The sequence below is a fragment of the Jiella sonneratiae genome (assembly GCF_017353515.1).
GTDB classification, from domain to species: domain Bacteria; phylum Pseudomonadota; class Alphaproteobacteria; order Rhizobiales; family Rhizobiaceae; genus Jiella; species Jiella sonneratiae.
Genome location: NZ_JAFMPY010000016.1, coordinates 40,214 through 53,564, shown reverse-complemented (window position 1 = coordinate 53,564; position 13,351 = coordinate 40,214). Strand labels below are relative to the sequence as shown.

Annotated in this window: 7 protein-coding genes; 3 read left to right on the top strand and 4 right to left on the bottom strand. The window is 69.3% G+C overall.

Translation table 11 applies throughout. The features are described 5' to 3' along the window. Window positions 1-167: 167 nt before the first annotated feature. Together J1C47_RS14985 and J1C47_RS14980 are read right to left on the bottom strand one after the other, a co-directional pair. The gene (locus J1C47_RS14985; RefSeq protein ID WP_207351588.1) at window positions 168-2,768 is read right to left on the bottom strand and encodes an ABC transporter permease; all 2,601 of its coding nucleotides are present in this window, start codon (window positions 2,766-2,768) and stop codon (window positions 168-170) included. After that, window positions 2,765-3,538 (bottom strand): ABC transporter ATP-binding protein, encoded by a 774-nt coding sequence (locus J1C47_RS14980; protein WP_207351587.1) that lies wholly within the window; start codon window positions 3,536-3,538, stop codon window positions 2,765-2,767. The genes J1C47_RS14985 and J1C47_RS14980 overlap by 4 nt, the downstream gene beginning before the upstream one ends. 97 nt (window positions 3,539-3,635) lie before the next feature. On the opposite strand from J1C47_RS14980, the gene J1C47_RS14975 reads away from it, so the two are divergent. After that, window positions 3,636-4,379, top strand: coding sequence for an arylesterase (locus J1C47_RS14975; RefSeq protein ID WP_207351586.1), 744 nt, complete (start codon window positions 3,636-3,638; stop codon window positions 4,377-4,379). Window positions 4,380-4,403: 24 nt separating this feature from the next. Here the strand turns inward: J1C47_RS14975 and J1C47_RS14970 are convergent, their stop codons facing one another. Both J1C47_RS14970 and J1C47_RS14965 read right to left on the bottom strand, forming a co-directional pair. Next, window positions 4,404-5,354, bottom strand: a complete 951-nt coding sequence (locus tag J1C47_RS14970) for a DMT family transporter (RefSeq protein ID WP_425354565.1) — start codon at window positions 5,352-5,354, stop codon at window positions 4,404-4,406. A 194-nt stretch (window positions 5,355-5,548) separates the two neighbouring features. Next, complete coding sequence (locus J1C47_RS14965; RefSeq protein WP_207351585.1) at window positions 5,549-7,870, bottom strand: xanthine dehydrogenase family protein molybdopterin-binding subunit; 2,322 nt, start codon at window positions 7,868-7,870, stop codon at window positions 5,549-5,551. A gap of 263 nt (window positions 7,871-8,133) precedes the next feature. On the opposite strand from J1C47_RS14965, the gene pepN reads away from it, so the two are divergent. Next, on the top strand, window positions 8,134-10,788 hold the full coding sequence (gene pepN, locus J1C47_RS14960; protein ID WP_207351584.1) for an aminopeptidase N: 2,655 nt from the start codon (window positions 8,134-8,136) through the stop codon (window positions 10,786-10,788). A gap of 171 nt (window positions 10,789-10,959) precedes the next feature. Then, window positions 10,960-13,341 (top strand): sensor histidine kinase, encoded by a 2,382-nt coding sequence (locus J1C47_RS14955; RefSeq protein WP_342591994.1) that lies wholly within the window; start codon window positions 10,960-10,962, stop codon window positions 13,339-13,341. The last annotated feature ends 10 nt before the right edge of the window (window positions 13,342-13,351 follow it).

Below are 13,351 nucleotides of genomic sequence, written 5' to 3'. Positions count from 1 at the left end.
CATGCGGGCGGGGAGGCGCCGCTGGCGGGACGCCCAGCAGTCCTGGCCACAATATGCGGTTTGTGGATTTGCCGCACAAGGGCGCGGGAGGTGGCGAGCGCCGAAACTCCGGCAATTGGGATTAATTCTGCGTTATCTGGGCGGCCTCGCCGCCGCCCGGCGGGCGCTCAGAGATTGCGCAGCACCGGCGCCGCCTTCTGGCCGAGGATGCGCCAGGTGCCGAGGAGGCCGAAGCCGACGGTGAGGACGAGCGAGACGACGAGCGTCGTCAGCGCCACCGTCCAGTCGAAGACGAAGGGCAGCGTCATGATCGTGTCGACGACGAACCAGGAAGCCGCGGCGCCCGCCGCGACGGCGAAGACGCCGGTGGCGAGGCCGAGGAGCAGGTATTCCGTGGCGAAGGCCCGCACCAGCGTCGCGCGCGTCGCGCCGAGGGTCTTCAGCACCACCGCGTCGTGCATGCGGCCGCGATTGCCGGCGGCGAGCGCGCCGGCGAGCACCAGCACCGAGGAGACGAGCGCCACCGCGGCGGCGACGCGGACCGCCAGGGCAAGCTGGGCGATCAGCTGGTTGACCGCGTCGAGCGCCTCCTTGACCCGCACGGTCGTCACCGCCGGAAAGGCGTTGGTGACGCCGTTGACGACGCGCTTTTCGGCCGCCTCGCCGTCGGCGTCGATCGACAGCGTCGCGAGATAGGAATGCGGCGCGCCGGCGAAGGCGTTCGGCGAGAACACCATGATGAAGTTGATGCCGAGATTCTCCCACTCGATCTGCCGGAAATTGGCGATCTTCGCCGTGATGTTGCGGCCGAGCACGTTGACGGTCAGCGTGTCGCCGATCGTCAGGCCGAGTTCGTGGCCTTCCTCCGCGGCGAAGGAGACCAGCGGCTCGCCGGCATAGTCCTTCGGCCACCACGTTCCCTCGGTGACGCGGGAATTTTCCGGCACGGCGTCGGCATAGGTGATGCCGCGATCGCCCCTCAGAACCCAGCCGCCCTTTTCCGGCGGCTTCATCTTGGCGACGTCCTCGCCCTTCAGCCGGACGATCCGCCCCCGCAGCATCGGCACGGCGTCGAGCTCGGACCCGGGGGCGAGCTCGTCGACCTTCTGGCGGAACGGCGCGATCTCCTGATTCTGGATGTCGAGGAAGAAGAAGTCGGGGGCGCGGTTGGCCAGCCCGGTGCCGATCTCGCGCCGCAGGTCGAAGTCGATGATCGCCAGCGTGACGAGCAGCGTCAGGCCGAGGCCGAGCGACAGCACCACCGACGGCGTCAGGGCGCCGGGACGGTGGATGTTGCCGACGGCGAGGCGCAGCGGCGTCGAGCGTATCTTCGGCGCCCGGCGCGCGGCCCAGGCGATGCCGGCGGCGACCAGCCGCAGGATGACGAAGGCCGCGGCGGTGCCGGCAAGGAAGATCAGCGCCACCTTGCGGTCGCTCGCCATCAGGAGGGCCAGGCCGGAAATCACCGCGGCAAGACCGATGGCAGCGCCGAGATAGCTCCAGCGCATCGCCGCGCCGCCGCCGGTGCCGGCCTCGCGGAACAGCGCCGTCGCCGCGACGTCGCGGGTCCGCCCGAGCGGGATCAGGGCGAAGGCGAGCGCGGTGAGGAAGCCGAACAAGGCGGCGAGAAGCAGCGCCCCCGGATAGACCGAGGCGCTGGCGGCGACCGGGATGACGCTTACGAGGAAGCGGGCGGTGAGGAAGGGCGCGACGACGCCGAGGCAAAGGCCGAGCAGGATGCCGAGGCCGGCCAGCGTCATGATCTGCACGAGATAGACGGCGACGACGAAGCGGCCGCTCGCGCCGAGGCTCTTGAAGGTGGCGATCACCGCGCGCTTCGAATCGAGATGCGCCCGCACGGCGTTGGCGACGCCGACGCCGCCGACGATGAGGGCGGTCAGGCCGACCAGCGTCAGGAACTGGGAGAAGCGGTCGATGTTGTCGCGCAGCGACGGCGAGGCGTTCTTCGCCGTGCGCACCTGGAAACCGAGCGGCGGGAAGTGATCGTTGGCGGGCCGCGCGGCGTCGTCCGGGTCGACGCCGGCCGGCAGCTTCACCTTGTAGGCATATTCGACGAGGCTGCCGGGCTGGACGAGGCCGGAGGCTTCAAGCGCCTGTCCGGAGATCATCAGCCGCGGCGCGAAGGCGAGGCCTTCGGCGAGAAGGTCGGGCTCGCGGTCGAGCACCGCCGTCATCGTCAGCGTCAGGTCGCCGAGCCGGAGCCTGTCGCCCGGCTTGACGCCGAGGCGGTCGTAGAGGCTCTGCGCGGCGACCGCGCCGTAGCCGTCCGGCGTCTTGCGCAGAAGGTCGGCGAGCGGCTTTACGGGTGTCGTCGCGAGGCTGCCATAGAGCGGATAGGCGGCGTCGACCGCCTTCACCTCGGCGAGCGACTGGTCGCTGCCGTCCTCGCGCCGGACCATCGAGCGCAGCGACTGGGTCGCGGAGACCTCGCCGAGCCCCGCCATGAACTTCATCTCGTCCGGCGTCGCCGGGCGCTGGTTCAGGGCGAAGCGCAGGTCGCCGCCGAGGATCGCCTTGCCCTCGTGCCGGATACCCTCCGACATCATGCCGGCGACGGAGTTCACCGCCGCGATCGCGCCGACGCCGAGGGTGATGCAGGCGAGGAAGATGTAGAAGCCCGAAAGTCCGCCGCGCATCTCGCGCAGGGCAAAGCGGCAGGCGAGGCGGAGCCGCGCCGCCCGGCCACCGGCATCTCCACCCGAAGAACGCCGCTCGGCGCGGGCGAAGCCGTCGGTGGTCGCGGTCATCGCGCCACTCCGGCAGGACCGGCCGGCGCCGCGCCCTCCGCGCCGCGCGCAACGGGCGCCAATGTGGACGCGACGGCTGCGGCCGCCCCGTGCCGACGGTCGTCGTGGATGACGCCGCTCCTGACCGCGATGGTGCGGCCGCAGCGGGACGCCAGCGACGGGTCGTGGGTGACGAGGACGAGGGTCATCTGCCGCCGCGCCTGCTCGGCGAAGAGGAGGTCGGCGACCTGCCGGCCGGTCTCCTGGTCGAGATTGCCGGTCGGCTCGTCGGCGATCAGGATCGCCGGCTCCGGCGCCAGCGCCCGGGCCATGGCGACGCGCTGCTGCTCGCCGCCGGACAGTTCGCCCGGATAGTGGCTCGCCCGCTCCCGCAGCCCGACATTGGCGAGTTCCCGCGCCGCCCGCTCGAAGGCGCCCGGCTGACCCGCCAGTTCCAGCGGCACGGCGACGTTCTCGAGCGCGGTCATGTTGGGGATGAGGTGGAAGGACTGGAAGACGATGCCGACATTCCTGCCCCTGAAGGCGGCGAGCGCGTCCTCGCTCATGCCGTGAAGGTCGGTGCCGGCGATCTCGACGAGGCCCTCGTCCGCCCGCTCGAGCCCGGCGAGCACCATCAGCAGCGTCGACTTGCCGGAGCCCGACGGGCCGACGATGCCGACCGACTCGCCCCGCTCGACGGAAAGATCGACGCCCTTCAGCACATGGACGACGCTGCGCCCGGTGCCGAGGGTCAGCTGCACGTTTCGTAAACGGATCGCCGTTTCCGCCAAGGTCTTCGCTTCCTATCTGAGAGCCCGAATGGTGTTCGCGGGTCTTTTTCTGCGGCCTCGCAAGGGCCGGCCGATCCGGCTGGCATATGGGTGACGAATGCAACGCTTCCAACCGCCCCGCGGCCGATGGACCGCGATCCTCACGGCCTTGTCATGGAGCCTCGTCCCGTGGCTCCTCGTCGCGCTGGCCGCTCCGGCGATCGCACAAGCCGCAGCCGCCGGCTCGAAGGACGATCCGATCGAGATCGTCGCTTTCGGCGACAGCCTGACCCAGGGCTACGGCGTCGCGCCCGGCAAGGCGTTCCCCGAGCGGCTCCAGGCGGCGCTGCGCGCCGACGGGCTGAACGTTTCGGTCGACAATGCCGGCGTCTCCGGCGACACGACCACCGGCGGCCTGTCACGCCTCAACTGGTCGGTGCCCGCCTCGGCCGATCTCGTCATCGTCGAACTCGGCGCCAACGACGCGTTGCGCGGCATCTCGCCGGAGATCACCCGTAACAATCTCGACGCGATCCTCAAGCGGCTGACGGAGCGCGGCCAGAAGGTCGTCTTCGCCGGCATGCTCGCGCCGCCGAACATGGGCGAGGACTATGCCGGGGCCTTCAACGCCATCTATCCGGCGCTCGCGAAGAAATATCCGGTCACCTTCTACCCGTTCTTCCTCGAGGGCGTCGCGGCACAGCCCGGCCTCAACCAGGCCGACGGCATGCATCCGAACGAGGAGGGCGTCGACAAGATCGTCGCGGCGATGAAGCCGATGATCGAAACGGCGCTCGGCGCGAAGGCGGCCGGCGAAACGCAGTCCAAAGACGCCGGAACGAACGGCACCGCCTCGAACTGAGGATCCGCCCCAGCCGCAAGAGGCTCAGCTTCCGCCGGGAGGCGAGACCCGCCGCGCCTTGCGCCGCTCGATGCCGAGGCGATGCTCCCGCCAGATGATGAAGATGCCCGCCGAGACGACGATCAGCGCGCCGAGGATCGTCGTCCACTGCAGCGGATCGCCGAACAGGAACACGCCGATCGTAATCGCGAGGACGAGCGAGGTGTATTCGAAGGGCGCGATGGTGGAGGTGTCGGCATAGCGGTAGCTCGCGGTCAGCAGCAGCTGCCCGACGCCGCCGAGGAGGCCCGCCGTGACGAGGATCGCCACATCCTGCGCCGGCGGCAGCACCCAGCCGACAGGCAGCGAAAACAGCGAGATCAGCGACGAGGTGAGCGAGAAGTAGACGACGATCGTCGCGGTCTTTTCCCGCTGCACCAGCCGGCGGATCTGGATCATCGCGACGGCGGCGAAACAAGCCGAACCGAGCGCCGCCAGTGCGCCGAGCGCCTCGCCGCTGGCAAGGCCGCCCTCGGAAAGCAGGCTGAGATTGGGCGCCGTCACGACGGAGACGCCGACGAGGCCGACGGCGACCGCCGTCCACCGATAGGCCCGCACCGTCTCCTTCAGGAAGATCGCCGCGAAGACCACGGTCAGAAGCGGGGTGCCGTAGGAGATCGAGATCCACTCGGGATAGGGAAGGCGCGGCAGCGAAAAGAACGAGAGCATCATCGAGGACACGCCGACGAGGCCGCGCAGCATGTGTCCAGGCAGGTCCTCGGTCTTCAGCGACTGTGCGAGATCGCCGAGATAGGCGAGGTAGACGATCACCGGGATCAAGGCGAAGAAGGAGCGGAAGAACACCACTTCGCCAGCCGGGATCTCGTCCCCGACCGATTTGATCATGGTCTGCATGCCGACGAAGACGACGACCGAAACGCATTTGAGGCCGATCCCGAGGGTGGGGTTCGAGTCGGCCGGCGGCGACATCGCCATCTCATCATCCCTGTCCGCGGCGAGGCGCTCGGGCGCGGACCCATGCTGGTCGAAGGAAAGGGTGGCGCCCGGCGAAAGGGCGGTATCGGGGTGTCCGTGCCGGGCGCAGTCGAAACTGATACGATTTGGTTACGATATTCCTGACGGTCGGCAAATTCCCGGCGGCGACGTGCCCTGCCCCGCACTAAAGGCCCTCACGACGGGCCTCGTCCCTCGCCCGCCGCGCCCTGGAGCGCGTTCCAGACCCTCGCCGGCGTCGCCGGCATGTCGATATGCGCGACGCCGGCGGCGCGGAGGGCATCCGCCACGGCGTTCATCACCGCCGGTGCCGCACCGATCGTGCCCGCCTCGCCGGCACCCTTGATGCCGAGCGCGTTGGTGGTGGAAGGCACGTTGCGGGTGCGGAAATCGAACATCGGCAGGTCCCAGGCCCGCGGCATGGCATAGTCCATGAAGCTCGCCGAGACGAGCTGGCCGTCCGCCGCATAGACCGTGTCCTCGAGGAGCGCCTGGCCGAGGCCCTGCGCGACGCCGCCATGGATCTGGCCGGCGAGAAGCGTCGGGTTCACGGTCACGCCGAAGTCGTCGACGATCGTATAGGCGACGATCTCGGTCGCGCCGGTCTCGCGATCCACCTCGACCTCGCAGACATGGGTGCCGTTCGGATAGGTGCATTCGTCCTGCTTGAATTCGCCCATCGCCTTGAGATCGTCGGGGCTCTTGGCTGCGGCGGCGAGCGCCGCGAAGTCGATCGTCCGGTCGGTGCCGGCGACCCGCGCGACACCGCCTTCGAGCTCGATGTCGGCGGCGGCGGCCTCGAGTTCGTCCGAGGCGAGCTTGCGCAGCTTTTCGGCGAGCGCCTGGCTCGCCCGGCGCACCGACACGGCGCCGAGCGGGATCGAGCGCGAGCCGCCGGTGCCGCCGCCTGTCGGGGTCTCGTCGGTGTCGCCCTGGCGCACGTCGATCCTGTCGTAGTCGAGCTTCAGCGCCTCCGCGACGAACTGGGCGTAGGCGGTCGCATGGCCCTGCCCGTTCGACTGGGTGCCGATCTTCAGCGTGACGCGGCCGTCGCTGCCGAGCTCGGCATAGGCCGGCTCGGAGCCCGGGAAGGCACAGGCCTCGACATAGGTCGCCATGCCGATGCCGCGCAGCCGGCCGGCGGCCGCCGCGCTCTCGCGCCGCGCCTCGAAGCCGGCCCAGTCGGCCCGGCGCATCGCCTCGGCCATGTGGCCGGCGAAGTCGCCGGTGTCGTAGAGCCGGCCGAAGGCCGTCCTGTAGGGCAGCTGGTCCGGCCGGATGAAGTTGCGGCGGCGGATCTCGTCGCGCCCGACGCCGAGCTCGGCGGCGCATTTGTCGACCAGCCGCTCGATCAGATAGGCCGCCTCCGGCCGCCCTGCCCCGCGATAGGCGTCGACCGGCACGGTGTTGGTCAGGTAGAGCGCGCAGGACACGTCGATCGCCGGAATGTCGTAGAGACCGGTGGCCATCGACATGCCGAACCAGGGGATCATCGGCCCATATTGCGAGGTGTAGGCGCCGAGATTGGCGGCGATGTCGATCCGCAGGCCGGTGAAGCGGCCGTTCGCGTCGATCGCCATCTCGCCGCTGACGCGGTTGTCGCGGCCGTGGGTATCGGTGACGAAATGTTCGCCCCGGTCCGACGTCCACTTCACCGGCCGGCCGAGCTTGCGGCCGGCAAACAGCACCAGGGCGTATTCGCGGTAGAGGAAGGCCTTGGTGCCGAAGCCGCCGCCGACGTCGCGGGTGACGACGCGGATCTTCGAGGGCTCGACCTTGAACACGACGTTGGCGAGGATGTCGCGCAGGCCGTGGACGCCCTGGCTGCCGGAAGTCAGGAGATAGCGGCCCTCCTCCTCGACGAACTCGCCGACCGCCGAGCGGACCTCCATGTAGTTGCAGACCAGCCGGTTCTGGACGAGGTCGATCCGCACGGTGCGGGCGGCGGCCTCGAAGGCGGCGTCGGTGGCCGCCTTGTCGCCGACATGCATGCGCCCGGCGACGTTGCCGCCGGCCTCGGGCCAGACGGCGGGAGCGCCCTCGGCCATCGCCGCCTTCAGGTCGGCGACCGCCTCCGTCGGCTCGTATTCGACCTCCACCTTCTCGGCGGCGTCCCGGGCCTGCGTCGCGGTATCGGCGACGACGAAGGCGACGGCGTCGCCGACGTGGCGCACCACGTCTTTGCAGAGCACCGGCGCGTTGCGGGCCGTGAAGCCCGCGCCGTCGGCCATCGCCGGCTTGCCGAGGCAGGGAATGTCACCGAGTTCGGCGACGTCGGCGTGGGTCAGGACGAGCTTCACGCCCGGCGCCGCCTTCGCCGCCTCGACGTCGGTGATGGTGAAGCGGGCGCTCGCATGCGGCGAACGCACCACGGCGGCATGCAGCATGCCCGGGCGGTTCTCGTCGTCGGTGTAGCGCCCGGCGCCGCGGACCAGCCGGTCGTCCTCGAGCCGCAGGACCGAGGCGCCGAGTCCGAATTTCGGTGTCATGATCGTCATGGTGGACATTCCCTGTTCGGAAGACGCGCGAGTCGTTTCGATCCCGTCCGGACGAATGCCACGGCGCGGCCGGCCCGCCAATCGAAGACTTGCCGGCAAGTCTCCGACCTATGGACGCATGCAACAAATATTGCGCAGGTCGGCGAGCGTCGAGGGTCGCGGCCGCCGGCGCGTCCCTTCCGAAGCCGGCCCTTGCGCTTGGCGCGTCCGAAGGCCATTCCAGATTGCCGAGCGAACGACAGATCCGAGGAAGGAACGCGACGATGCAACGCACCGAAGAGGGCCAGACCGTCAGGCTCGCCGACTACCGGCGGACCGATTTCGTCCTGCGTGGCGTCGACATGACGCTGAAGCTCTTCGAAGGCCGCACCGAGGTCCTCACCCGCCTTTCGCTCGAGCGGCGGCCCGGCGCGCCGGCGAACGCCGCGCTCGAGCTCGACGGCGACGAGCTCATCCTCGAAAGCATCGCCGTCGACGGCGCGATCCTCGAACCCGGCCGCTACGATGCGACCCCGGAGTCGCTCAGCGTCACCGGGCTCCCGGAGACTGGCCCGTTCGAGCTTGCCATCGAGACCCGGATCGCGCCGGAGGACAACACCAAGCTGATGGGGCTCTACCGCTCGAACGGCATCTGGTGCACCCAGTGCGAGGCCGAGGGCTTCCGCCGCATCACCTATTTCCTCGACCGGCCGGACGTGCTCGCCCCTTACCGGGTGCGCATCGAGGCCGACAGGGCGGCGGCGCCGGTGCTGCTCTCCAACGGCAATCCGGTGGAGAGCGGCGACCTCGGCGACGGCCGACACTTCGCCGTCTGGGACGATCCGTTCAACAAGCCGTCCTATCTCTTCGCGGTCGTCGCGGGCGACCTCGACGCCCTGAGGGACACGTTCCTGACGATGAGCGGGCGGACGGTCGAACTCGGCATCTACACGGAAAAGGGCCGCGCCCGGCAGGCGGCCTACGCCATGGACGCGCTGAAGCGATCGATGGCCTGGGACGAGCGCCGCTTCGGCCGCGAATACGATCTCGACGTCTTCAACGTCGTCGCCATCGCCGACTTCAACATGGGCGCGATGGAGAACAAGGGCCTCAACGTCTTCAACCACAAATACGTTCTGCTCGATCCCGACATCGCCACCGACGCCGACTATGCCGGCGTCGAGACGGTGATCGCCCACGAATACTTCCACAACTGGACGGGCAACCGCATCACCTGCCGGGACTGGTTCCAGCTCTGCCTCAAGGAAGGGCTGACGGTCTATCGCGACCAGGAGTTCTCCGCCGACGAGCGGGAGCGCACGGTGCAGCGGATCGGCTCCGTGCGGCGGCTGAAGGCGCACCAGTTCCCCGAGGACCAGGGCCCGCTGCAGCACCCCGTCCGGCCGGGCGAGTACCGGGAGATCAACAACTTCTACACCGCCACCGTCTACGACAAGGGCGCCGAGGTGGTGCGGATGATCGCGACGCTGCTCGGCGAGGCGGATTTCCGCAAAGGCATGGACCTCTACTTCGAGCGGCACGACGGCGAGGCCGCGACCATCGAGGACTTCGTCGCCTGTTTCGAGCAGGCCGGCGCCGTCGACCTGTCGCAATTCGCCCTCTGGTATGCCCAGGCGGGCACGCCGACGCTGACCGTCACCGAGGCCTGGGACCCGCAGGAGCGGCGCCACACCGTGCGGCTGCGGCAGTCGCTGGCGCCGGGCGCCGCCCGCACCGGCACCGAACCGATGGTGCTGCCGATCCGCTTCGGCCTCGTCGGCGGCAATGGCGAGGAACGGCGCGCCGAGGGCCGCGTCGCCGGCGGCGCGCGGCTCGACGGCGACCTCATCGTGCTCGACGGCCGGGAGGCGACGGTGACCTTCGCCGGCCTTTCCGACCGCCCCTATCTCTCGGTGCTGCGGGATTTCTCCGCCCCGGTGACGCTCGAACACGACCAGGCCGAAGCCGACCGGCTGGCCCTCGCCCGGCTCGACCGCAACCTCTTCAACCGCTGGCGGGCGCTCGACGATCTGCTGTCAGGCGGCCTGACCCGCGCGGCGCGGCGCCCGCTCGGCGACACCGCGCCGAGCCTCGACGGCGCGGTCGTCGACGCCCTCCTCGCCTCGGCCGGCGACGAGGAACTCGACCCGGCGTTTCGCGGCCAGGTGCTGACCCTGCCGGGCGAGGCCGAGATCGCCCGCCAGCTCGGCGAAGGCGTCGACCCCGACCGCGTCCATGCGGTGGTCGAGGACGCCCGGGCGGTGATCGGCAGGAAGGGGCTTTCAACCTTCGCCCGTCTCGCGGCCGCCGAAGGCTCCGACGTCCCGTTCACGCCCGACGCGGCGAGCGCCGGCCGCCGCGCCCTGGCGAATGCCGCCCTCGCCTATCTCGCCGCCGCGCGCAACGACCCGGCGGAGGTCGCGGCCCGCTACCGGAGCGCCGGCAACATGACCGACCGCATCGCCGCTTTGGCGATCCTCGGGCACCGCTTTCCGCAGAGCGACGCGAGCGAGGAGGCGCTCGCCGACTTCTACCGGCGCTACGAGACGGACGAACTCGTGCTCGACAAATGGTTCGCGCTGCAGGCGACGGCGCCGTTCCACGACGCGCTCGCAGCGGTCGAGCGGCTGGCCGGCCACCCGCGCTTCACCATGCGCAACCCGAACCGCGTGCGTGCCCTCGTCGGCAGCTTCGCCGCCAGCAACCAGGTCGCCTTCCATCGGCCCGACGGGGCCGGCTACCGCTTCGTGGCGGAGAAGCTCGTCGCCCTCGACCGGATCAACCCGCAGATCGCCGCAAGGATCGCCACGACCTTCCGGGCATGGCGCAGCTTCGAGGCCGGACGCCGCGCAAAACTGGAGGAGACCCTGCGTCAAATAGCTGAAACTAAAGGGCTTTCAAAAGATCTCGGGGATATCGTCGACCGCTCGCTGAAATAAACGTCCGATTTATTGAAAAATTTACCTGATGGATTCCGCCAGCTATGGACAAGGCGATTCGTGTCTGATCAATTCAACCCGATTCGGTAATGCGGATACCGGATCGGCGATGCGGCAACGAGGGGTTCATCGATGCGAGCGGACGCGTCCAGCGCACCGAACGGGGGAGGTGTGCTCGAACGGCTGATGTCGGCACGGCGGTTTCGCCGGACCGATGATGCCGGGTCATCCCTGCAGCGAGACGACCTGTCGAAGGGCGCGGGCGAAGAGACGCCCGAACTCCTGCTTTCGCGGAAAGTCGTTCCCACCCTCGTCCTGATGTTCCTCCTCACCCTCGCGGCAGCGCGGCTGACGATGACGCTCGGCGACCGGTCGTTCCACGCCGAGGACGCCGAACGGGACCTTGCGACCGTCAGCGCCTACCTGAACGCCAAGATCAAGCTGGTCGAGGCCAGCGCTTCGGACTTCGACGGCAAGAGCCTCGTCGACGAGCTGGCGGCCAGCGACCTCCTGCCCGACGACGTGATTCTCTTCGTCACCGACCGCGACGGCATGATCGTCACGATGGTCCCGCCGCAGGCCGACAAGATCGGCACCAGCATCTACGACCTGATCGACGATCCGCGCGACCTGATGGGCCTCGATGCGGCCGAAAAGATCCACGATCTCGATTTCATGGGCGGCAACGCCATCGCCAGCACCGCCGACCTCCCGGTCGACGGCGGCCGGATCGACCTGATCTGGCCGGAGGCCAGCTACCTCGCGGACTGGCGCCGGCAGACGGCGATCAGCGTCTCGCTGTTCGTCCTGACCGGGGCGATCCTGCTTCTCGTCCTCAAGGCGTATTTCCGCCAGTCGCGCCGGGCCGAGGACTTCAGCGCGCTCTTCACCGAGGCGCACGAGCGGATCGACATCGCGCTGTCGCGCGGCAAATGCGGGCTCTGGGACTGGGACATCGGCCGCGGCCAGATGTACTGGTCACGCTCGATGTACGAGATCCTCGGGATGGAGGCGACCGACGGCGTCATGCCCTTCGCCGACGTCTCGCCGCTCCTGCATCCCGACGACGGCGGCCTGTTCGAGATCGCCCGCGGCGTCGCCGAGGGCGATCTGGATCACCTCGACCGGATCTTCCGCATGCGGCGCGTCGACGGCGAATATGTCTGGATCCGCGGACGGGCCAACGTCACCCACGGCAAGGACGGCGACATCCACCTGATCGGCATCGCCGTCGACGTCAGCGAGCACCGGGAACTCGCCCGCCGCACCGACGAGGCCAATCACCGCCTGCAAAACACGATCGAGACGATTTCCGAGACCTTCCTTCTCAGCGACCGCGACGGCAAGGTGGTGATCTGCAATTCGATCTACCGCAAGACCTTCGGCCTCGACGAGGCGGACGTCGTGCCCGGCACCCCGGTCGACAAGGTGCTGCGCAAGGCGCGGCGGCCGATCCGCTCGATCACGCTCGCCCAGGACGAGCGCCCGGCCGGCGAGAGCGCCGTCGAGGCCCAGATGCCGGACGGGCGGTGGCTGCTGATCTCCGAGCGCCGGACCACCGACGGCGGAACCGTCTGGATCGGCACCGACATCACCCAGATCAAGCATCACAAGACGCTCACCAAGGACTCCCGGCAGAAGCTGCTCGCGACCATCGCCGAGCTCGAGGAAGCCACCGACGACGCCGAGCGCAAGGCAGCGCAGCTGAGCGACCTCAACCTGCGCTACGCCGCCCAGCGGGAGCGCGCCGAGAGCGCCTCGCGGGCCAAGACCGCCTTCCTCGCCAACATGTCCCACGAGCTGCGCACGCCGCTCAACGCGATCCTCGGCTTCTCCGACATCATCCGCCAGCGCACCTTCGGCGAGATCGGCGAGAAATACGGCGAATATGTCGACGACATCTTCATGAGCGGCACGCATCTCCTGACGATGATCGACGACGTGCTGCAGATGGCGACGATCGAGTCCGGCCGGCTCGAGCTCTTCGCCGAAGAGATCGAGTTGAGCGCCATCGTCCGCGAGAGCGCGGCGATGATCGAGCCCCTTGCGAGGAAGAAGCACATCGCCCTCTCGATCGAGACGCCGGACCGGCTGACGATGATCTCCGACCGGCGCGCGACCTCGCAGGTGGTGCTGAACCTCCTGTCCAACGCGGTGAAGTTCGCCGCCGAAGGCGGCACCGTCAAACTGCGTCTGCGCCAGGTCGGCGGCTCGGCGACGCTGTCGATCGCCGACGACGGCCCGGGCATCCCCAAGCCGGCGCTGGCTTCTCTCGGCATGCCCTTCGCCCAGGCCGGCAGCGAGCTCGTGCGCTCGAAGTGCCGCGGAACCGGCCTCGGCCTCGCCATCTCCATGGCCCTCGTCAGCCTGCATGGCGGCCGGATGCGGATCGGCTCCCGGCTGGGCGACGGCACCATCGTCAGCCTGAAGCTTCCGATGACGGCGGAGAATGGACGCCGCCACGACGCCGGCGGCTGCGACGCCCGCCTGGCCCCGGTTTCTTCGCCGCTCCGTGTAAGGGCCGAACGGACGGCCGACCGCGCCGCGGCCTGACAGCCTCAGC